Source organism: Streptomyces sp. NPDC127038, assembly GCF_042725875.1.
In the GTDB taxonomy this organism is placed as follows: domain Bacteria; phylum Actinomycetota; class Actinomycetes; order Streptomycetales; family Streptomycetaceae; genus Streptomyces.
In genome coordinates this window covers 14,432-36,188 of sequence record NZ_JBHXDQ010000042.1, presented here as the reverse complement: position 1 = coordinate 36,188, position 21,757 = coordinate 14,432, and the positions used below count along the sequence as shown (strand labels likewise).

The window sequence follows — 21,757 nt, the reverse complement described above, 5'->3', positions numbered from 1 at the left end:
CCGTGCCGGTGCGGCTCGTGCGCCGCGGGCACACGGGCACACGGGTCTGCGGAGGTCGGGGCTGTTGCCGCGAGATTGTCCGGGACACCCCCGTATGGGGCCGGTCCCGTGGCCGGAGACCGATGTACCTCGTCGGGGTCTCCCCGTACCCCCGATATCCTGGGGCTTCGATCGTGCCTTCGATTCCCCCCCATCTGAAAGGGACCTCACCCTGTGGAGTTCCGGCTGCTCGGCATGGTGTCCGTCGACACCCTCGTGGGGCCGCTGTCCCTGGGTCCGGCCAAACGCCGCAGCCTCCTCGCGGCCCTGCTGCTGTCGGTCAACACGCCCGTGTCCGTGGCCCGTCTGACGGACTGCCTGTGGGACGACGCACCACCCCTGCACGCCCGCAGCGTCATCCAGGGACATGTGTCGCAGATACGGGCCCTGCTGGCCGGATGCGACGCCGCCGACTACGGGGTCGAACTGGCCACACTGGGCGACGCGTACGCACTGCGGTCGCCCGAAACCCTGCTGGACTCCTACCGGTTCGAGGAACTCCTCGCGCTGGCCAAGGAGCAGCAGGACGCCCGCGACGCGATGGCGATGCTCAAGGACGCACTCTCCCTGTGGCAGGGTCCCGCCCTCGCGGGCACGTTCCCCGGCCCGGCGCTCCAGGCAGCCGCGCACTCGCTGGAGGAGTCACGGGTGGCGGCCGTCGAGCAACTGGCCCGCGCGCACACCACGTTGGGGGAACACGACCAGGCCGCGGCCGTCCTGCGCACGGTAGCGGTCGCCCACCCGATGCGCGAGACGCTCACGGCGTCCCTGATGAACGCGCTGTACCGGGCCGGACGCCAGTCGGAGGCGCTGGACTGGTTCAACCGCACCAGGCGGCTGCTCGTCGACGAACTGGGCGTCGACCCCGGGAGCGAACTCGCCCAGGTGCATGCGCTGATCCTGCGGGGCGACCCCCTCCCTCAGGGCGGGCCGGACACCTCGGCGGAGGACACGGCGCCAGGTGCCGAGGACGCGGCGGAGTCGCGGGGGCCTGCGGGCGTGTCCACCGAGGGCGTGTCCGACGCCGGTTCGCCCCCGGCGTCCGAACTCCCCACCGCTGGGACCGTGTCGGCGTCCGCGCAGTCCGGGCCGGTCGCCCTTCCCCCGCTGGTCGACCTGTCGTACCCCAGGGATCTGCTGCCGCGTGCTCCCCGGGTCTTCCGCGGGCGGGAGGCGCAACTCGCCGAGCTGACCCGGGTCGCCGCGGCCGAGGCACCCGTGTGCCTGGTCACCGGCCTGCCCGGGGTGGGCAAGACCGCTCTCGCCGTGCAGTGGGCCCACCACAACGCCGCCATGTTCCCGGACGGGCTCCTCTTCGCCGATCTGCGCGGCTTCAGCGACTCCGGCGAAGCGGCGCCCACGGAAGTCCTTCGCGAGTTCCTTCCGGCGCTCGGCGTGCCCCCACGCCGTGTGCCCGAGTCGGCGGCGGCCGCGGCCGCGCTCTTCCGTTCGCTGACCCACGGGCGACGCCTGCTCGTCGTGCTCGACAACGTCCGTGACTCCGCCACCGCCCGGGCCCTGCTGCCGAGCGGCGCCGACTGCGTCACCCTGGTCACCAGCAGACACCGCCTGGACGGGCTCATCGCCTCCGAGGCGGCCGGCGTCATCGCCCTCCACAGCCTCGAACCGCAGGATGGCACCGAGCTGTTGGCCGGCGTCCTCGGCAGGGACCGCGTCCTGGCCGAACCGGTGGCCGCGCGCAGACTCACCGAACTGTGCGGCGGACTGCCGCTCGCCCTGCGCGTCACCGCCGCCCGGCTGGCCGGCCGGCCGCAACGCACCCTGGCCGAACTCGCCGACGAACTCGCCGACGAGCAGAGCAGACTGACGTATCTCGACGTCGACGACACCAGCGTCTCCGCCGCGCTGCGCCTGACCGTGCAGCAACTGCCGCCCGACGCACTGCACCAGTTCACCCGCCTCGGCCACCATCCCGGCTCGCACTTCGACCCCTTCACCGCCGCGGCGCTCGCCGGTACCGCCCCCCGCGTCGCCGCCGCGGCGCTGGAACGCCTCGCCGCAGCCCACCTGGTGACCGAGACCGCGGCCGGACGGTGGGAACTCCACGACCTGGTACGCCTCTACGCCCGCACCCTCGATCCCGGATCCGCGCGCGAAGCCCTCACCGGCGTCCTCGACCACTACATCGCGACCGCGCTCGCCGCCGCCGACACCGCGCAGCCGGGAGGCGAACCCTGCTTCACCCTGCCGGACGGCTTCCACCGGCCGCTCGCCGTACGGGACTTCACCGACAGGGCGGCCGCCATGCACTGGCTGGCCACCGAACGCGACGACCTGACCCTGGCCGTCGTCGCGGCCCGCGCCGCCGGTCTCGACGACCGCGCCTGGCGCATCATCCTGCTCCAATGGCCCCAAGTGGTCTGGCGGGTGAGGGACAACTGGGTGCCGTTGCTCGACACCGCGCTGGAATGCGCGCGCGCCCAGGGGGACCCGTACGCCGAATCACGGGTCCTCACCCTGCTCGGCTGGGTGCTGAGCGAGGAAGGCAGGCCGGCCGAGGCCCTCGCGCTGCTGGAACTCTCGCCGCCACTCGCCAGGAAGGCGGGTGACCGGCTCGGCGAGGCGACCGCGCTGATCAACCTCGCCGTCGTGGAAGCCGCGGAGGGCGACACCGAGGCCGCGCTGGAGAACTGCGCCCGGGCCATCGAACTGGCCCGCGAGGAGTCCGACGCGCACACCGAGATGCTCGCGCTCCAGCACCTCGCCCGGATCCAGCTCGCCGCCGGCCGGCCCGGTGAGGCGCTGCGTTCGGCCCGTACGGCGCTCGATCTCGGCCCCGAGCACGAGGAGGCGGCGCGCCGCGCGCTGTTGCTGACCGTCAGCGGTGAGGCACACCTCGCGCTCGGCGCGGACGGCGAGGGGATCCTGCTCCTCGACCGGGCCGCCGGGGAGGCCGAACGCGCCGGTTACGACGAGGGCGCCGTACGGGCCCTCGCGGCGCTGCTGCGCGTGCGCCCCGGGGCGGACTACCGCAGACGGTACGAGGAAGCGGTGCGCCGGGTCTCCGACGACGGCTGACGTCCGGGCCGACAGCCGTGTGCGGAGGGTCACACCGCGGGCGTCAGCGGTACGCCAGCGCGACGTCAGCGTCACGTGAGCGCCGGGCCCAAGACTGATGCATGTCAGCAGTTCAGGGACGGCGCGCCGGGTGATCCGGTGTTCGCCGCACGCATCTCTCGGGGGAACCTTCGTGAGCACCATCCGTAACCGCACCACGCTTCTCGCCGCCACGACCACGGCCATGCTCGCCCTGGCCCTCACCGCCTGCGGCCCCGACGGCTCCGGCGTGAAGTCCTCGGGCCCCGAGACCACGGGCTCCGCCGAGGCAGGCTCCTCGACGGCGTCCACGCAGGGCTCGGGCAGTGCCAAGAACGCCGGCACCGACACGACCTCGACCGTCTCCGGATCGGGTTCGGGTTCGACGTCGGGTTCCGGCTCGAAGGCGGCATCGGGTTCGGGTACCGGATCGGCCGCCGGCGGCACGCCGGTCTGCGCGACCAAGGACCTCGCCATCAGCGCCGCCTACCAGGACGGCCCGCCTTACACGCACATCGTCCTGACGGCCAAGAACACCTCGGGCCACGGCTGCCGGCTGAACGGTTTCCCCGAGATCCAGTTCCTCGAGGGGCACCGGGAGAACGTGCCCGCCGTGACCAAGAGCAAGCCGGCCGCTCCCGTCGTCCTGTCGGCCGGAGCACCGGCCTACGCCCTGGTGAAGCTGTCGGACGGCGGCAAGGAGGAGAACACCGAGCCCGTGATCGCCTTCTCCGTGGGCGTCCAGGGCAGCAGCTCCCTGGCCACCGTCAGGGCCCCCGGCGGCGACGGCATCGCGGTCGACTCCGCGAAGTGGGCCACCGGCTACTGGACTCCCGAACTCCGCAACGGCGCCGACGACTTCTAGGACCAGCCCCGGACGAGGCGACCGACCGAGGAGACCCACGGCCAGGGGCCGTGGGTCTCCTCACCTCTCACGCCAGGGCGAACTTCTGGGCGCCGGAGCTGTTGCAGTCCCAGATCTGGAGCCGTGTGCCGTTGGCGGTGGCACCCGAAGGCGAGTCGATGCACCGGCCCGTGGTCGGGTTGGACATCGAGCCGTCGCCGTTGGCGACCCAGTTCTGATAGCCGCCGCCGTTGCAGGTGGCGAGCTGGAGCTGGGTGCCGTTCGCGTTGACACCGCCCGCGATGTCCAGGCACTTGCCCAGCGTGCGCAGGGTCTGCCCGTTCCACGTCCACTTCTGGTCGAGCGAGGTGGCCTGCTGGCAGTCCCACAGCTGGACCGCGGTGCCGTCACCACCGGTGTCGTCACCCGCCACGTCCACGCACTTGCCGCCCGGTCCGTAGACCGGGGTTCCGATGGCGAAGTTCTGGGCGCCGGAGCTGTTGCAGTCCCAGATCTGAAGGCGTGTGCCGTTGGCGGTGGCACCCGACGGCGAGTCGATGCACCGGCCGCTCGTCGGGTTGCGCAGCGAACCGTCGGTCTGCCGCACCCAGTTCTGATAGCCGCCGCTGTTGCACGTGGCGAGCTGCAGCTTCGTCCCCGCGGCGCTGTTGCCGCCGGCGATGTCCAGACACTTGCCGAGGGTCTGGAGGGTCTGGCCGCTCCAGGTCCAGTGCTGGTCCTTGGCCGTCGACTGGCAGTCCCACAGCTGGACCGCGGTGCCGTCGCCACCGGTGTCGTCACCGGCCACGTCGACGCACTTGCCGCCGGGACCGGTGATCGTCTGGCCGCTCGTCGTACCGCCGCCACCACCGCCGCCGGATCCGGGCGCCTTGTTGTAGACCGCCACCGAGTCGACGACGAGCTTGCCGCCGGAGACCGTGGAGGCGTTCGGGCCCCCGCCGAAGGCGTCCGGGAAGCCGCCGCCCATGGCCAGGTCGTAGATGATGAAGAACGGGTGGTCGACCGCGTCGGACCAGGTCGTCGCGTCCACCTGGTTGGCGTTGACGGTGAAGAAGTTGTTCCCGTCGAGGTAGAACCTGATCTGCTCCGGCGACACCGAGCGGTCGATCTCCGCCGCGTAGTCGTGGAAGCCGGTCTGGCAGCCCGAACAGGCGCGTTCACCCGAGCCGATGCCGGTCGACTCGTTGCAGGGGCCGCCCGGGTTCACCCCGCAGTGCAGGGTGCTGAAGTCGGAGCTGCGGCCGTTGATGTCCTCCATGATGTCGATCTCGCCGGACTTCGGCCAGGTCACACCGTCGCGCAGCGGCGCGCCGAGCATCCAGAACGCCGGCCAGTAGCCCGCGCCGTTGGCGGTGGTGACGTTGGGCTGCTGAAGGACGGACTCGATGCGCACGACGCCGCCGGCCGGGGCACCGAAGCCCGCCGACTGGGTCTCCACCCGCCCCGAGGTCCATCCGCTCCTCGGGTCGGAACCGGAGTGCAGCGCCTGGAGGACCAGATGCCCCTGACCGTCGTAGTAGACGTTCGAGGTGCTGTTGGTCATGGTCTCGATCTCACCGGTGCCGAAGTTGCTGCCCGGCCCGGTGTCGTACTTCCACAGGCTCTGGTCGATGCCGGTGCCGGACGCGCCGTTGAAGTCGTCGCTCCAGGTGAGCGTGAAGCCCGACGGTGTGGGGGGAACTGCCGCTTGGGCGCTGACGGCCGTCGTGACGGTGGCCGCCACCGTCATCAGGACCACGGGAATCAGTGAGAGCGCTCTCATCCGCCCGCGCGGTGCCCTTGTGAAGCGTAATTGCATAGGTCTGGCCTCCGAGGAAGAGACATGGGCGCGTGGCTCGCCCCGCCGCCTCCGTCGGTCTCCGTCAACGGTGGGTGGGGCCCGCGCCTTGGGGGGATCTCGATGACGACGAGGGGCGAAGACGTCACCGGGGTTGCCGGGGCCAGGCGGGCCCCGGCGTGCGGCCGGGCTCTCGTCCCCGGCCGGCGGCTACCTCATCAACGCAGGTGACGGCTGGGGGTGTTGAGCCCTGTGCAGTTCTGTGCGGGGCAGAGGCTATTGGACCAGACTAATGCGGTCAAGGCTTCAACCGACTCTGGCGCGGAAGGGTCGCCGACGGCGGCTCGGCAGGCGGCGGACAGGGCGTTTCGGGGCGCGCGGACGCACCTGGGTGGCGCGGCGGCCGGAACCGCGACCGCGCCACCCACGCCGGGTCGTCCCTTGCGCCCGCTCCTCGGCGGGGGCCTGTCGTGGTGGTGTGCGCCTGCGTCAGGCGCCGGCGGTTCCGTTCGCGTACGACTTCATGAAGTACGTGGCGAAGCCGTTCTGGACCGGATCGCCGGCCTTGTCGATGGCGTGCAGGATCCCACCGCCACCGGGCCCGTTGAGGCAGACCGTCATGAGGTCGGTGAAGACGACGCCGGGGGTGTCGGGGACCTCGTACGCGCAGTCGGTGTAGATGTCCGCGTTGAGGTTGAAGAAGCAGTAACTGCCGAGGCCCCAGGCGTGGTGGTTGCGCACGTGGTCGGCGACCTTGTAGGCGGCGTACCCGCGGGTGGAGCCGTGCCGCCATGCCGTCTGGGTGGGCACGTCGTACGGGTGCTCGTTCTGGAAGAAGTACGTGCGGCCGTGCTCGCCCTTCCAGAGCACCTCGTACTTCTGGTAGTGCTCGACGAACAGTCCGTACGCGGTGACGCGGTCGCCGTTGACCACGATGCCGCTGTCGGCCGGGTTGACCGTCCAGCCCACGGTGCCGTCGAGTCCGTGGTCGGCGCGCCAGAGCCACAGGTGGTCGAGGATCACGTCGTCGCTGTCGATCTGGACGCTGATGCCGGCGCCGCCGGGAAGCGCGCCGCCGATCCGGGCGACGATGTCGAACAGGACGGTCGGGTCGCTCTCGTGCCGGCGCCGTTTGCAGCCGTCGCCGACCCGCAGCAGGACCGGGGTGTGGTGGGAGGCCGCCTCGAAGAGCAGGCCGGCGAGGGTGACGCCGGGGACGTCGGCGACCTCGATCACGGTGTTGCCGTGCGTGGAGCGCAGGGTGGTCAGGCCGAGGCCGAGGACCACGGTGCCGGGCCGGTTCACGCGCAGCGGTGCGGAGATGTCGTAGATGCCGGGCGTGAACAGCAGGTGCTTGCCGGACGCGAGGGCCCGGTTGATCGTGGCGGCCGAGTCGCCCGGCGCCGCCACATGGAACCGCGAGAGCGGGACGGTGTGTCCCTTGGCCGGGCCGCCGGCCCAGGTGGTGCCGGTGCTGTTGGTGCGCAGGGCGGGCACGAACACCTGGTAGGAGCCGTGGCGGTCCACGGTGAGGAACGGCTTCTCGCGGATCACGGGAGTGCGGTCGACGGTGGTGTACGGCGGGGCGGGGAAGGACTGCGTGGGGGCGCCCTGGGTGCCGACGAACACCATGTTCCAGTTGGAGCCGTTCCAACTGCCGAAGGTGTCGTTGCGTGAGAGCCACTGCTGCTGGGAGCCGGACTCGACGTACCCGTCGACCACGCTGTCGGCGAGGAAGCCGCCGCTGGACCACCGGTTTCCGGGCGGGCTCGGCCACAGGGTGATGTTGCCCTTGATGTGGACGCGGCGCATCGGCGCGGCCTGGGCGACCGCCCAGCGCTCCAGTCCGTCCGGCGGCACGATGGTCAGGTTCTCCGCGGCGCGCCAGAAGTTCTGGGTGCCGTTGCCCTCGAACCACTGCGCGTCGACGGTGACATGGCCGTTGATCACCACGTCGGAGGGGCTCGCGCCCAGGCCCAGGACGTGGGTGTAGAAGCCGACGTTGATGTCGACGGTGTAGGTGCCCGGCAGGAAGGCCAGCGCGAACCGTTCGTCGCCGAACTGGTTGGACTCCTGGATCGCGAACACGGCGTCGACCTTGGCCTGAATCGACGCGTTGCTCATGGACGGATCGAAGACGATGACGTTCGGGCCGAGCGGGGAGCGGGCGCCGCCCTGTCCGCCGCCGGACCCGTGCGAACCGGCGGCGGTCGACGCGAACGCCCGTTCCGAGCAGACGCCGCTGATCAGCGGCACCGATGCAGCGGCCGCCCCGCGCAGCACACTACGACGAGAGGGAATCATGGACACGGCTCTCCCTGCATAGGGTGAATGGGAAGGACCGTCAACTGGTCCCCGTTCTCTGAGAGCGCTCTCAGCCACGAAGTGAATCACCGTGACCGGGGAGCGTCAATGTGCTTGCACCAAAGGGGATTTGACGGATCGTCCGGTGTTCGGCGTGGCTGTGGGGAGCGTGTGAGGGCGCTCTCGGCCCGGTGTTCGGGGGCGAGGGGCCGCCGCGCGGGAGGGTCGCGGGTGTGAAGCGGGCCCGGGGTGCATCGGTGTCGGGTGGTCGCCGTGCGGCCGATGGATGCGCTCGTGGAGGGCGGGGGCGGCTCTCGGGAGCTTCGTCCCGGCGAGGTGCTGGGAGGGCGATGACCTGAGGGGACGGGGCGGGGCTGTCGCCACGGGCGGGTGGCGGCGGTCGGGCCTGTCGCCTCGGTGCTCGACCGGGGGAGCGCGCGGGGCCGGTGCGGCGGGGCGGCGCGGGTGTCGTACGCGGTCGCGAAGCGTAGGTGCGTGTTTCTCGCCGGGGGCGGTGTCAGGGGGCGCGGAGTGTATGTGCTCTCGTGTCGCGCGGGGCGGCGCCATTGGTCGCGGAGCGTGAGTGTGCGTGTCGCGCCGGGGGTGGTGTCAGTGGTCGCGGAGCGCGCGTGCGCGTGTCGCGTCGGGGCGGTGTCGCTGGTCGCGCAGCGTGTGTGTTCGCGTCTTGCGCGGCGGTGGTGTCGTTGGTCGCGGAGCGCGCGTGCGCGTGTCGCGTCGGGGGCGGTGTCGTTGGTCGCGCAGCGTATGTGTTCGCGTGTTGCGCGGCGGTGGTGTCGTTGGTCGCGAAGCGTGTGGGCGCGCGTCCAGTCAGGGCCAGTGTCGTTGGGCGCGGAGCCTATGTGATCGCGTCTTGCCGGGGGCGGGTTCAGTGGTCGTGGCGGCCTTGGTGGGTGCGTCCTTGCCGTTGGCGGCCGGCGGGCGGTCGGAGGGGCGGGGCGCGGACCTCGTCGTCCGCTTCCCGCCCCTCCGGTCAACCCGCCCGGCCGGTCAGGCGAGTACGGGGTCCAGGAACGTGAGGACGCCCGCGTCGGCGTCGAGCCTGGCCCGGGTCCCGATGGGGAACGTCTGCTGCGGCACGCCGTGGCCGATGTCCGCGCCGACGAGGACCGGGATGCCGAGGTCGCCGAGGCGGTCGAGCAGGAGCTCCTCGACGCGCTCGCGTGTGCCGCAGTCGGTGAAGGTGCCGCAGACGATGCCGGCCGCGCCGTCGAAGTATCCGGCGCGGCGCAACTGGGTGAGGAACCGGTCGAGCCGGAAGGTCTCCTCGTCCACGTCCTCCAGCAGGACGATGCCGCCGCGCGCGGGCAGCGACGTGCCGGTGCCCAGGGAGCAGGCGAGCAGGGTGACGGTGCCGCCCAGGGTGACGCCCTCCGCGGTGCCGCCGACGAGGGGGCGGGAGCCGGGGAAGCGCAGTTCCTTGACGGACGCCGGGTCGGTGAGCAGTGCGGCGAGCCCGTCGAAGTCGGCCCGGCCGGGGTGGAAGCCGCGGATGGCGGGCATCGGCCCGAACAGCCCCGTCCAGCCCAGCTTCACCGCCACCGCCTCCAGCAGCGCCGTGACGTCGGAGAATCCGATGACGGTGCGCGGGGTGGGTGTGCCGATGGCGTCCCAGTCGACCAGTTCCAGGGTGCGCTGGGCGCCGTAGCCGCCGTTCGCGCAGAAGACCGCGGTGAACGCCGGGTCGGTGAGGGCGGCGGTCAGGTCGCGGGCGCGCAGCGCGTCGTCCCCGGCGAGGTATTCGCCGGTCGCCCGCGCGGAGGCGAACACCTCGGGCTGGAGGCCGAGCCCGCGCAGCGATTCCAGGCCGGTCTCCAGGTTCGTCTGGTCGGTCGGTCCGCTGGCGGCGATGACGGCGACGCGGTCACCGGGCTTGGGGGCGGCGGGGCGGACGAGTCCCTCGGAGGGCAGGGTGGGCATGGGAATCCTTCGGGGTGAGTGAGTGGGCCGACGCGCGGTCAGTGCGTCCGCAGGAACGCGGCGATGAGTGCCGCCCGTTCCAGCAGGGAGGACAGCGAGGCGTGTTCGTCCTCGCCGTGGGCGCCGGCTCCCGCGGGGCCGAGGCCGTCGGCCGTCGGGATGCCGAGCGCGCCGGTGAGGTTGGTGTCGCCCGCGCCGCCGGAGGAGCCGAGGGGCAGGTCGAGGCCCAGGGTGGCGGCGAGCGTGACCAGTTGGGCCGCGAGCGGGTTGGCCGGATCCATCGCCCAGGCCGGCCGGTGGGACAGCGTCTCGGCGGACAGGGTGGCCCGCCGCCGTACCGGGACCGGTTCCGACAGGGCGCTCAGCAGGGCCCGTTCGGTCTCGGCGGTGGCGTAGCGCAGGCCGATCTCCGCCTCGGCGTGGTCGGCGACCACGTTGGCGCGGGTGCCCCCGGTGATCGTGCCGACGTTCAGTGCCGCGTCGGGGAGGGCGGCGGCCGTCGCCCTCAACCCCGCGAGCTGGTCGACGAGTTCGTCGATCGCGGAGACGCCGAGGGCGGCGTCGAGGCCCGCGTGGGCGCTGACCCCGCGCACGCTCAGTCGTACCCGGGCCACCCCGCGTCGGCCGATCTTCAACGCGCCGCCGGGCAGCGGTGGTTCGAGGCCGAGCACCGCGTGGGCGCCGTCGGCGTGCCGGGCCACGAGACGGCTGCCGTCGGGACTGCCGATCTCCTCGTCGTTGACCACCACGAGGCGTACCGGACGCCTGGGCGTGGCGCTCGTACGGGACAACAGGTCCATGGCCAGTTCGACGGCGACCAGGGAGCCCTTCATGTCGAAGACCCCGGGGCCGGTGACCGTGTCGCCGTCCTCGGCGAGCGTGAAGGGGCGCCGGGCGACCGTCCCGGCGGGGAAGACGGTGTCGCTGTGGGCCACGAGCAGCGTGTGTCCGGCGCGGGAGCCTTCGTCCCCGGCCCCGCTCCCGTTCCAGTACGCCACCAGGTGGTCGCCGCCCGGTCCCGGCGGCTGTTCGAGACGGTCGGCCGTGGCGGCGAGGCCCGCGGCGAGTTCCTTGCCGAACACGGCCGCACGGTCCGCGTCGCCCGACGGGGTCTCCAACGCGACCAGGCGTTCCCAGCGTTCCAGCACCGTGTCGCCGAACGTGCGGGCCTGGGTGAGGAGTTCGGAGGGCTCAGCCATAGCAGTTCTCCACGGCCGAGGTGACCACCCGGGTCAGCGCGCGGAAGCAGCGGATCGCCTCGTACATCGTCGGCAGCGTGAACCGCACGGTCAGCGGGTCGGTCTGGTCGACTCCGGGGATGTAACTGGCGGCAGGCGCCAGGTGGGCGGCGTCGAAGGACACCTCGTAGGTGTAGCCCTCGGCGGGCGGGGCGAGCGGTCCGGTGGGCGCGGGCAGCGTGGTGAGCCCCTCGCGGGCGGCCTCGGTGATCCGGGCGGCGCTCAGCTCCGGCGGCAGACAGATCGCGGAGTAGCGGTCCACGCAGGTCTTGACCACGCCGTGGGCGGCGTGCGGCGCCCAGCCGCGCGCGTCCTCGCACGCCAGGTCGTCGCCGGTGACCAGGACCACCGGGACGCCGTACTCGTCGGCGAGCAGCGCGTTCATCCGGCCCTCGGAGGCCGGTTCGCCGTTGATCCGCACCGCGGTGATGGTGTTGGGCAGATAGGTGTGGGAGAGCACGCCCGGCTGGCCGGCGCCCGTGTGGTAGCCGACGAAGGCGACCGCGTCGGGGGAGCGGTCGATGCCCTCCATCATGCCGAGCGGCTTGTGCGTGCCGATGAGCAGAGTGGCCCGTGTGTCGAGCCGGTCGAGGAGCAGGTTGCGCTGGTCGGAGTGGGCCTCGTTGACGAGGATCTCGGTGGCGCCGGCCGCCGCGAAACCGGCGATGGCGGCGTTGACGTCGGCGGTGAGGAACCGCCGGTTGTACTCCCAGCGGGGGTGGCCGGGTTCGCAGTCGTCGGGGAAGGTGACGCCGGTGACGCCCTCCATGTCGGCGGAGATCAGGACCTTCATGCTGCCTTCCCCTCAGGGGTGGTGAGCCGGGCGCGGGGACGGATGGTCCAGGTGCGCATGGTGTGCCGGGCGAGTTGGCCGGGGTCCACGTCGAGGCCGATGCCGGGCCGGGAGCGGGGTACGGCGACCATGCCGTCCACGGCGCGGATCGGCGGCGTGACGATGTCCCGCCGGTAGTACTTGTCGGAGCCGGAGACGTCCGAGGGCAGGGTGAATCCGGGCAGCCCGGCGAGGGCCAGGTTGGCGGCCCGGCCGATGCCGAACTCGTGCATGCCACCGCACCACACCGGTACTCCGGCGTCCAGGCACAGGTCGTGCACCGCCTTCGACGGGCCGAGCCCGCCGAGCCGGGACACCTTGATGTTGACGATGTCGGCCGCGCCCAGGTGCAGCGCGGTGCGGAGCACATCCGGGGTGGTGACCGACTCGTCCAGGCACACCGGGGTGTCGAGACGGGCGGCGAGCCGGGCGTGGGAGAGCAGGTCGGTGGCCGCGTACGGCTGCTCGATCATCAGCAGCCCACGACCGTCCAACTCCGCCAGTACGGGCTCCTGTTCGGGCCGGTAGGCGGTGTTGGCGTCCACCTGGAGCGGGACGCCGGGGAAGGCGTCCTGGACGGCGCGGACCGGTTCGAGGTCCCAGCCGGGGCGGATCTTCAGCTTGATACGGCGGTAGCCGTCGGCGACGTGCCGCGAGACCTGCGCGAGGAGCGCGTCGATCGTCGGCTCGATGCCGAGGCTGACCCCGGCGGGCACCGCGTCGGCCTCAGCGCCGAGCACGTCGGCGAGCGGCTCGCCGCGCCGCTGCCCGTACAGGTCCCAGCAGGCCATGTCGAGGCCTGCGCGGGCGAAGTGGTTGCCGCTCACCTTGGCGGTGAGCCGGGCCGCGTCGTCGGGGTGGTCCCAGGGGCGGCCGAGCAGCATCGGGGCGAGGTGCTCGCCCAGCACCTGCCAGCAGCTCCAGGTGGACTCGTCGCAGTAGTACGGGTCCGTCGGCGAGGCGCACTCGCCCCAGCCGACGCTGCCGTCCTCGGCGGTCGCGCGGACGACGATGTGCTCCAGGTACGACTTGCGGTGCGAACTGGTCTCGAAGGAGTGGACGAGATCGAGCCGGACCAGCGCCAGCTCGATCTCGGCAAGAGTGACGGTCATGTGGGGTCGTCCTACCGTGCGGGGCCCGGTCAGGGGCGAGGGGCCGTGCCGGGTACGGCGGCACGGGGGGTGAAGCGGTACGCGGCGAGGCCGCCCGGCAGCCGTACGCAGGACAGGGCCGTGCGGTCGGTGAGCAGCCGGGCGAACGTGGGGGTGAGACGGCCGCGCAGCCGGGCGGTGTGCTCCGGGCCGGCCTCGGCGCGCAGCCGGTGCCAGTCGTCGGGCAGGACCACGATCCGGTCGTCGCCGTCCTCGTACACCTGGCCGACGCTCCAGCCGTCCGGCGGCGGAGCGGGAGCGGTCACGGCGGGCCGTGCCGGGGTGTCCAGGTGCCAGGAGACGATGAAGCGGTCGGTGGACTCGCCGGTGGCGGTTCCGAAGCCCGAGGCGCCGTACATCGCGGGCTTGAACGCGTCCACCACCGCGCCGAGCACGTCCAGGTTGAAGTGCGCGTTGCGGGTCTGCATCGGGTCGTACGCCCAGCGGATCAGTGTCGTCCCCTCGGCGAGGCAGCGGTCGCGCTGGCCGAGCTTGAGCAGCCGCCCGATGCCGAGGCCCTGGCGTTCGTGCGCCACGACGGCCAGTTGCGAGTACTGGTACAGGCGCGGGCCCCGTCCGTCGGCGTCCCGCTCCCGGGCGAGGAAGCTGTAGGTGAATCCCACCAGCGCCTCGCCGAGATAGGCGCCGACGACCAGACCGCTGTTGTCCTGGAGGGCGGTCAGCAGACGCGGGTTGAGGCTGCCGTCGCCGTGGCGCAGGCCCATGACCCGCTCGTACAGCGTGATGCAGTCGGCCATCTCCAGCGGTCCGTCCACGTCACGCACGACCAGCGGCGGAGCCGGCCGGGTGCCGGCCGCGCACCTCGGTGTCGCCGTCGCGTTCACGAGGCGCTCGCGAGGTGACATGCGGCCCGGCCACCCTCCGGCGCCTGCGCCGGGAGGAGCGGAAGGGTCCGCCGGTCGCAGCCCGCCTCCGAGCGGCCCGCGGTGTCGAGACCCGCCCACACCGGGCAGCGCGGATGGAACCGGCAGCCCTCGGGCACGTCCGTCGGGTCCGGCGGCTCGCCCTGGAGCAGCTGGGGCCGCCCCTCACCGCGCCCGCCCTCCGCGGACACCACCGAGAGCAGCGCCTTGGTGTACGGGTGCTTCGGCGCGAGCAGGACCTCCTCCACGGTGCCGACCTCGACGATCCGGCCCAGGTACATCACCGCCACCCGATCGGCGATGTTCCAGGCCAGGCCCAGGTCGTGACTGACCACCAGGGAGGACAGGCCGAGGTCGCGGCGCAGGTCGAGGACGAGCTTGAGGATCTCGCCGCGTACGGAGGCGTCCAGCGAGGCCACCGGTTCGTCGGCCACGATCACCGACGGTTCCAGCGCCAGCGCGCCCGCGATGACCACGCGCTGCTGCTGCCCGCCGGACATCTCGTGCGGGAACCGCGACAGGAAGTGCTCCGGCGGGCGCAGTCCGGCCTTGGACAGGGCGGAGTGCACGCGCTGTTCGAGGCCGTCCTTCATCCGGTGCAGGCGTGGGCCCTCGGCGACGGCGTCGAACACGTTCTGCCGCGGGTTCAGGGCGCCGCCGGGGTCCTGGAGCACGAACTGGACCTGGCGGCGGTGCGCCTTCAGCGCGGCGCTGGTGTAGCGCAGCGGTACGCCGTCGCACAGCACCTCGCCCGACGTGGGCTTGACGAGCCCGGTCAGGGCGCGGGCCAGGGTGGACTTGCCGCAGCCGGACTCGCCGATGAGGGCGAGGATCTCGCCGCGGCCGAGCTGGAGGTCGACGCCGTCCACCGCGCGGGCGGGGCCGCGGCCGGCCCGGGGCGGATAGGTGATGTGCAGGTCGCGGACCTCCAGCGCGGGCGCCGTGGCCGCGTCGGGTCCGGTGACCGTGCCCGTGGTGGTGACGGTCATGAGCGGGCTCCTTCCGCGGAGGGTTCGGACAGGCCCGGGGAGGGTTCGGGGATCTCCGGGGAGGGTTCGGACACGACAGGGGCGGGCGCGGCCATGTCCGAGGAGGGCTCGGACACGTCCGCGGAGGGTTCGTGCACGACCGCGGCGGGTCCGGGCACGTCAGAGGCGGGTCCGGGCGCGTCAGCGGACACGTCGGGGAAGCCGGGCAGCACCCTGAGGCACGCCGACAGCCGGCCGGGACCGGCGGGCACCAGAGGCGCGGGCGTGCTCGCGCACACCTCGTGGACCTCGGGGCAGCGCGCCGCGAACGGGCAGCCCGCGCCGAGGGCGGCCGGGTCGGGCGGGTCGCCGGGCAGGCCGGCGGGCGCCCTGCGGGAGGCCGGGTCGCCGATGGTGGGGAACGCCCGGGACAGCGCCCGGGTGTAGGGGTGCCGCGGGTCGTCCAGGAGCTGCCGGGAGGGGCCGGACTCGACCAGTTCACCGGCGTACATCACGGCCAGCCGGTCGCACATCTGGCCGAGGACGGACAGATCGTGGCTGATCATGATGACGCCGATGCCCTCGTCGCGTACGAGGTCCGACAGCAGGTCCAGGATCTGGGCCTGCACCATCACGTCCAGGGCCGTCGTCGGCTCGTCCGCGATGATCAGGTTCGGGCGGCAGGCGAGCGCCATGGCGATCATGACGCGCTGGCGCTGGCCGCCGGAGAACTCGTGCGGGTAGCTGCGCATCCGGCGCGCCGGGACGCCCACCGACTCCAGCAGTTCGCCCGCGCGGGTGCGGGCCTGCTTCTCGGTGATCCTGCCGCCGTCCTCACCGGCCCTGCGGCCGTGCAGCAGGATCGGCTCGACGAGCTGGTCGCCGATGGTGTGGACCGGGTTGAGCGCGGTCATCGCACCCTGGAAGACCACGGAGGCCTCCGCCCAGCGCACCGCGCGCATCCGGCTCCACTTGGCGGTGAGCAGGTCCTCGCCCTGGTAGAGCACCTGGCCGGTGACCTCGGCGGCGGCCGGCAGCAGCCGCAGCAGGCTCATCGCCAGAGTGGACTTGCCCGAGCCGGACTCGCCGGCCAGGCCGAGCGTCTGCCCGGCGTCCAGGGTGAGGTCCACCCCGCGCACGGCGGGCACCGTGCGCCCGCCGCTGCGATACGTGACGTTGAGGTCCTTGACCTCCAGCATCGCGTTCAACGTGTCTTCACCGACCTCGGGTTGAGAAGGGTCTCCACGGCGCGGCCGGTCAGGGTGAAGCCGAGGACGACGATCAGGATGGCGATGCCCGGCGGGTACAGGTACCACCAGGCGCCGGAGGTGACGGCGCCGCCGCTGAGCGCCGAGTTGAGCATCGCGCCCCAGGAGATGCCCGTCGGGTCGCCCAGACCGAGGAAGGTCAGGGTCGCCTCGGACAGGATCGCCGAGGCCACCGTCAGGGTGGAGGAGACCAGGATCAGCGGGGTGACGTTCGGCAGGACGTGCCGCAGCATCACCTGCGGGCCGCCCGCGCCCAGCGCCCTGGCCCGTTCGATGAAGGGCTTGGCCTCCACCGCGAGGGTCTGCGCCCGTACCAGCCGGGCCGTGGAGGACCAGCTGGTCACGGCGATGGCGATGGTGATGGACGCGGTGCCCTGCCCGATCACCGCCGACAGCGAGATGGCCAGCGGCAGGCTCGGCAGGGCGATGAACCAGTCGGTGAGGTGCATCAGCGCCTTGCCGATCCAGCCGCCGTAGTGTCCGGCGACCAGGCCGACCGCGCTGCCCAGCACCACCGTCAGGACGGTGGCCATCAGGCCGATGGACAGCGAGGAGCGCGCTCCCCAGATGACCAGCAGGAGGATGGAGCGTCCCTCCTGGTCGGTGCCGAGCGGGTAGCCGCCGGTGGGGGAGTGCAGGGAGGGGCCGTCGACCTTGATGACGTCGAGGTCGTTGTCCGAGATGAACAGCGGTGCGCAGATGGCCAGGAGGCCGAACACGACCAGGATGGTGAGGCCGGCCACGCCGGAGCGGATGCGGACGAAGGAGCGCACGAAGCCGGCGAATCCGGCGCGGCGGGGCTTCGGCGCGGCCGGGGTGACCGGCGGCGCGGGATCGGCCTCCGCCCGGGGCGGCAAGACGGCCTCGGTGAGGGGTTCGTGGTGGGTCACTGGGCACGCACCCGGGGGTCGAGGAAGCGGTAGATCACGTCGGCGAGGAGGTTCATGAGGATCACCGAGGCGCTGAAGACGATGAACGTGCCCTGGAGCAGCGGCAGATCGGGCACCTTCAGGGCCTGGTAGCTGAGCTGGCCGAGGCCCGGCCAGGAGTAGACGGTCTCCACGGTGATGGCGCCGCCGAGCAGCGTGCCCACGTGCATGAAGATCATGGTGACCGAGGGCAGCAGGGCGTTGGGCACCGCGTGCCTGCGGCGTACGTCGTCGTCGCGCAGGCCCTTGGCCCGCGCGGTGAGCAGATACGGGCTGCCGAGCTCGTCGATGATCGACGAGCGCATGACGGCGACGTACTGGGCGAACACCACCAGGACCATGGTCAGACAGGGCAGGACCAGGTGCTTGGCCACGTCGAGGACGTGGTCCAGGCCGCCGGTGATGGCCGGGTCGCTCATTCCGCCCGCGGGCAGGAAGCCGGGGATCGGGCCGATGCCGACGCTGAAGGTGATCAGCAGGATCATGCCCAGCCAGAAGGTCGGCACCGACCACAGCGTCAGGGAGGCGCCGGTGGCGATGCGGTCCAGCCAACTTCCGTGCTTCCAGCCCGATCTGATGCCCAGCCAGAGGCCGAGCACCACCGAGATGGCGGTGGCCGTGCCCATCAGCAGCAGGGTCGGCCACAGCCGGTCGCCGATGAGGGAGCTGACCGGCTGCTGGAACTCCCAGGAGTTCCCCAGGTGTCCGCTCAGGGTGTCGGTGACGAAGTGGAGGAAGCGTTCGGGCACCGACTGGTCCAGGCCGAGTTGCTTGCGCAGCTGTGCCATCTGCGCGTCGCTGGTGGGGCGGCCGCGGGTGATGGACTGCACCGGGTCGGCCGGCATCAGGCTGAACAGGACGAACCCGATGACGAGGGTGGCCAGGAAGCTGACGGCCGCGGCCACCACCTTGGTGGCCAGGTAGCGGGCGAATCCGGAGCCGGGCCGGCGCCCGCCGCGCGAGGCGGCGGGCTCGGCCGTGACGGCGCCGATGGCGTCGATGGTGTCGGCCACGGTCTACTCGCGGTCGTCGGAGGAGGAGCGGCGGCGGGCCAGGAACACGCCGCCCGCGGCGAGGACGACCACCGCGGCGGCCGAAGCGCCGATCAGCGTGCCGGAGTTGCCGCCCGAGGACGAGGACGCGGACGTGGCGGGGGTCGCGTTCAGGTACTGGTGGAAGGAGTCCTGCGCGGGGTAGGCGCCGGCGGAGTTCGCCTTGCCGTCCACGATGCCGTTCACGCGGTCGGTGCGGTACGCGGCCAGACCACTGGCGTTGTAGATCATGATGTTCTCGTTGGCCTTGTACAGGATGGCCTGCATCTGGCGCAGCAGATCCGCCCGCTCCTTGTCGTCGAAGGCGCTCTGCTGGCGCAGGAACAGGTTGTCGTAGTCCTTGTCGCAGAAGAACGAGTCCGTGCTGCCGCCCTCGCCCTTGCTGTCGGGCAGCGCCGAGCAGGTCTGGATGCCCAGCAGGTACGTCGGGTCGGGACCGGTCGACCAGGAGTCCATCAGGATGTCCCAGTCGCCCTTGGCCAGGTCGGCGTTGAGCTTGGCCGAACTCATCGACTGGATGTCGACCTTGACGCCGATCTCCTTGAACCAGCCCGCGAGGTACGTGGACACCTTGGCGTCGCCGTCGTCGTCGGAGTGGATGCCGAGGCGGAACTCCAGCTTGCGCTTCGACTTCGGGTCGACCCGGATCCCGTCCGAGCCCTTCTTGTAACCCGCCTCGTCCAGCACGGAGTTGGCCTTGGCCGGGTCGTAGCCGAACTTCTCGGCGTCGGAGGGCTGCCAGGCGTACTGCGGCAGGGACTGCGGCAGATAGCTGCCACCGACCTCCGCCAGGCCGTTGCGGACCTTCTTGACGATGGTCGCCCGGTCGATGGCGCGGGCCAGCGCCTCGCGGACCTTGCTGTCGCCGAGCGCCGGGTGACCGGTGCCGATCTTCTTGCCGTCGCGGGTACGGGCGCCGCCGTTGACCTCGATGCCGCTCCAGCGGTTGCCGACCTGCTCGTAGGCCTTGATGCCCGACCGGCCCTTGAGCGCCTGGTACTGGGTCGGGTTGAGGCCGCTGACGTAGTCCAGCTGACCCGAGCGCAGGGCCGCCACCGCGGCGTCCGTGTTCTTGAACGACTGCTCGATCATGTGGCCGTACTTGGGCGCGCCGAGCAGGAAGTCCTTGTTCGCGTCGAACTTGGCGTACTGCTCGGGCTTGTAGTCCGTCAGCGTCCAGGGGCCGTAACCGACGATCGGGAAGCTGTCGTTCTTGTAGTTCTTCAGGTCCTTCACGTGGGATTCCCAGATGTGCTTCGGCACGATCGGGATGCCCGAGACCGGGATGCTGACCGACAGCATGGTGGCCTGCGGCTTCTTGGTCTTCACGATCAGGGTGGTGTCGTCGGGCGCGGTGACCGACGCGAAGTTGCTCACCAGGGAGCCGTTGGCGGTGGCGGCCGTGGAGTTGCTCATGATCAGGTTGAACGTCCAGGCGGCGTCCTCGGCCGTGATCGGCTTGCCGTCGCTCCACTTCAGACCCTTGTGGATCTTGAAGGTCCAGGTGAGCTTGTCGCTGGAGGTCGTCCAGGAGTCCGCCAGGTAGGGCTTCACGGTGCCGTCCTGCTCCACCGTGTCCAGCGCCGGATAGATGCCGGCGAACACGTCCAGGCTGCCCGCGAAGTAGGCCAGGAACGGGTTCAGGGAGTCGATGCCGATGCCGGTGATCGGCATCCGCAGGGTGCTGCCGGCGTCGTCGGCCGCGGCGGCCGGTGCGAGGGCGAGGCCCGCGCCGGTGGCGAGCAGCAGCGAGGTGGCGAGCGCGGCGGCCTTGCGGCCGGTTCTGCGTGCGGGGGCTGGCGTGGTCATCGTGAACTTCTCCTGGAGGTGCCGGCGGCGCGGGGCCGCGTGGGGACGGGAGATGGGGCGAGACCGCTGCGCCGTCGGACCCGGGGGCCGGGGCCGTACGACGCGACGATGAATGCACGCTGCATCTATTGGTCCATGCATTGGTGCGTGCATTGGTTCATGCATTGGTGCATGCATGCATAGATGTGTGCATGCCTGCGGTGATTCGGCGGAGGTACCGGGCGCTCATCGCCCGGGGTTACCGGGGCCCGGACCCCGTGCCGGTGCGCAGGAAGTCCTCCAGCACCCGTACGCCGAACTCCAGACTGCTGACGAGGACCTGCTCGTCCACGCCGTGCACATACCGCCACACGTCGAAGCCGGGCGGGGTGAGGCCGGGGCCGAAGCCGTAGCACTGGATCCCCAGCCGGGCGAACGCCTTGGCGTCCGTGCCGCCCGACATGATGAACGGCAGCACCAGCGCCTCGGGATCGGCGCGGCGCAGCGCCGCCGCCATCTCCGCGAACTCGGCCGAGGCGTGGTCGGCGGAGACCGGCGCGGCGAAACTGTGGAAGGACCGCGAGACCTTCTCGCCGAGCAGGGCGTCCACGGTCGCGAAGAAGTCGTCCTCCGCGCCCGGCAGGATCCGGCCGTCCACGCCGGCCGTCGCCTCGCTCGGAACGACGTTGTGCTTGTAACCCGCCTTCATCATGGTCGGGTTGAGCGTGTTGGCGACGGTGGCCTCGACCAGCTTGGCCGCCTCGCCCAGCTGCGCGAGGGACGCGGGGTCCGCCGGGTCGACCGTGACGCCCAGACGGGCGGAGAGTCCCTCCAGCAGCGCGGCCACCGGAGGCACGATCCGTACCGGCCAGCGGTGCGAGGCCAGCGCGGACAGGGTCGCCGCCAGGGTGGCGACGGCGTTGTCCGTGCCGGGCCGTGAGCCGTGGCCCGCGGCCCCGCGCGCCGTCAGGTCCATCCAGGCGCTGCCGCGCTCGCCGACGGCGATCGGGTAGAGCCGGGAGGCGTCCGGCAGGTGGACCGAGTAGCCGCCGGACTCGCCGATCGCGGTGGTGACGCCCTCGAACAGGTCCGCGTGCCGGTCGACGAGGAAGCCCGCCCCCAGCTCGCCGGTGTCCTCCTCGTCCGCGACGAACGCCATCACGATGTCGCGCGCCGGCCTGACTCCGCGGCGCGCCCAGGACCGGGCGGCCGCGAGCATCATCGCGTCCATGTCCTTCATGTCGAGCGCCCCGCGGCCGAGGATCGCGCCGTCGCGTATCTCCCCGCAGAACGGGTCGAAGCTCCAGTCGGCGGGCTCGGCCGGAACCACGTCGAGATGACCGTGCACCAGCAGCGCCGGGGCCTCGCGGTCCTCGCCGGGGATACGGACCACGGTGCTGGCCCGGCCCGGTGCCGACTCCAGCACCACCGGCTCGTAGCCGGACTCCGCGAGCAGCGCGGCGGTCCATTCGGCCGCCTCCCGCTCACCGCGGGAGTCGCCGCCGCCGTAGTTGCTGGTGTCGAAACGGATCAACCGGGCGCACAGCTCGGTGACTTCGGAGATCAGTGCGGCGTCCTCGGCAGGGGAGAGAGCACCGCCGTCCTCGCGGACGGAGAGGTCGTTCATGAAGGGGTACCACTTGCTTTCCCGGCGGCAGGACGAGAGG

15 protein-coding genes are annotated in these 21,757 nt (G+C 72.0%); 2 read left to right on the top strand and 13 right to left on the bottom strand.

Going from position 1 to position 21,757, the window contains the following annotated elements; genetic code table 11:
- Nucleotides 1-213 precede the first annotated feature (213 nt).
- Both ACFWI4_RS25995 and ACFWI4_RS25990 read left to right on the top strand, forming a co-directional pair.
- Nucleotides 214-3,078, top strand: a complete 2,865-nt coding sequence (locus tag ACFWI4_RS25995) for a BTAD domain-containing putative transcriptional regulator (RefSeq protein WP_387200560.1) — start codon at nucleotides 214-216, stop codon at nucleotides 3,076-3,078.
- A gap of 172 nt (nucleotides 3,079-3,250) precedes the next feature.
- Complete coding sequence (locus tag ACFWI4_RS25990; RefSeq protein ID WP_387200557.1) at nucleotides 3,251-3,961, top strand: DUF4232 domain-containing protein; 711 nt, start codon at nucleotides 3,251-3,253, stop codon at nucleotides 3,959-3,961.
- Nucleotides 3,962-4,028: 67 nt separating this feature from the next.
- Here ACFWI4_RS25990 and ACFWI4_RS25985 read toward each other — a convergent pair whose 3' ends face one another.
- The 13 genes from ACFWI4_RS25985 to ACFWI4_RS25925 form a co-directional block, all read right to left on the bottom strand.
- Nucleotides 4,029-5,690, bottom strand: coding sequence for a ricin-type beta-trefoil lectin domain protein (locus ACFWI4_RS25985; protein ID WP_387200670.1), 1,662 nt, complete (start codon nucleotides 5,688-5,690; stop codon nucleotides 4,029-4,031).
- Between the two features lie 537 nt (nucleotides 5,691-6,227).
- The gene (locus ACFWI4_RS25980; protein WP_387200554.1) at nucleotides 6,228-8,042 is read right to left on the bottom strand and encodes an adenylyl cyclase; all 1,815 of its coding nucleotides are present in this window, start codon (nucleotides 8,040-8,042) and stop codon (nucleotides 6,228-6,230) included.
- A 1,008-nt stretch (nucleotides 8,043-9,050) separates the two neighbouring features.
- Nucleotides 9,051-9,980: an LD-carboxypeptidase gene (locus tag ACFWI4_RS25975; RefSeq protein WP_385399067.1), complete on the bottom strand. Its 930-nt coding sequence runs from the start codon at nucleotides 9,978-9,980 to the stop codon at nucleotides 9,051-9,053.
- A gap of 38 nt (nucleotides 9,981-10,018) precedes the next feature.
- Nucleotides 10,019-11,179, bottom strand: a complete 1,161-nt coding sequence (locus tag ACFWI4_RS25970) for a M20/M25/M40 family metallo-hydrolase (RefSeq protein WP_387200551.1) — start codon at nucleotides 11,177-11,179, stop codon at nucleotides 10,019-10,021.
- Nucleotides 11,172-12,011, bottom strand: a complete 840-nt coding sequence (locus ACFWI4_RS25965) for a M55 family metallopeptidase (protein ID WP_387200548.1) — start codon at nucleotides 12,009-12,011, stop codon at nucleotides 11,172-11,174. The genes ACFWI4_RS25970 and ACFWI4_RS25965 overlap by 8 nt, the downstream gene beginning before the upstream one ends.
- Nucleotides 12,008-13,162 (bottom strand): o-succinylbenzoate synthase, encoded by a 1,155-nt coding sequence (menC, locus tag ACFWI4_RS25960; protein WP_387200546.1) that lies wholly within the window; start codon nucleotides 13,160-13,162, stop codon nucleotides 12,008-12,010. The genes ACFWI4_RS25965 and menC overlap by 4 nt, the downstream gene beginning before the upstream one ends.
- Nucleotides 13,163-13,191: 29 nt before the next feature.
- On the bottom strand, nucleotides 13,192-14,067 hold the full coding sequence (locus ACFWI4_RS25955; protein ID WP_385399076.1) for a hypothetical protein: 876 nt from the start codon (nucleotides 14,065-14,067) through the stop codon (nucleotides 13,192-13,194).
- Nucleotides 14,043-15,074: an ABC transporter ATP-binding protein gene (locus ACFWI4_RS25950; protein ID WP_387200542.1), complete on the bottom strand. Its 1,032-nt coding sequence runs from the start codon at nucleotides 15,072-15,074 to the stop codon at nucleotides 14,043-14,045. Before ACFWI4_RS25950 ends, ACFWI4_RS25955 begins: the two co-directional genes overlap by 25 nt.
- Nucleotides 15,071-16,252, bottom strand: coding sequence for an ABC transporter ATP-binding protein (locus tag ACFWI4_RS25945; protein ID WP_387200539.1), 1,182 nt, complete (start codon nucleotides 16,250-16,252; stop codon nucleotides 15,071-15,073). The genes ACFWI4_RS25950 and ACFWI4_RS25945 overlap by 4 nt, the downstream gene beginning before the upstream one ends.
- A gap of 5 nt (nucleotides 16,253-16,257) precedes the next feature.
- On the bottom strand, nucleotides 16,258-17,211 hold the full coding sequence (locus ACFWI4_RS25940) for an ABC transporter permease (protein ID WP_385399086.1): 954 nt from the start codon (nucleotides 17,209-17,211) through the stop codon (nucleotides 16,258-16,260).
- Nucleotides 17,208-18,263, bottom strand: a complete 1,056-nt coding sequence (locus tag ACFWI4_RS25935) for an ABC transporter permease (RefSeq protein ID WP_385399088.1) — start codon at nucleotides 18,261-18,263, stop codon at nucleotides 17,208-17,210. The genes ACFWI4_RS25940 and ACFWI4_RS25935 overlap by 4 nt, the downstream gene beginning before the upstream one ends.
- 3 nt (nucleotides 18,264-18,266) lie before the next feature.
- Nucleotides 18,267-20,111 (bottom strand): ABC transporter substrate-binding protein, encoded by a 1,845-nt coding sequence (locus ACFWI4_RS25930; protein WP_387200535.1) that lies wholly within the window; start codon nucleotides 20,109-20,111, stop codon nucleotides 18,267-18,269.
- A 238-nt stretch (nucleotides 20,112-20,349) separates the two neighbouring features.
- A complete protein-coding gene (locus ACFWI4_RS25925; protein ID WP_387200533.1) occupies nucleotides 20,350-21,717 on the bottom strand; it encodes a M20/M25/M40 family metallo-hydrolase in 1,368 nt (455 codons plus the stop codon).
- Nucleotides 21,718-21,757 lie beyond the last annotated feature (40 nt).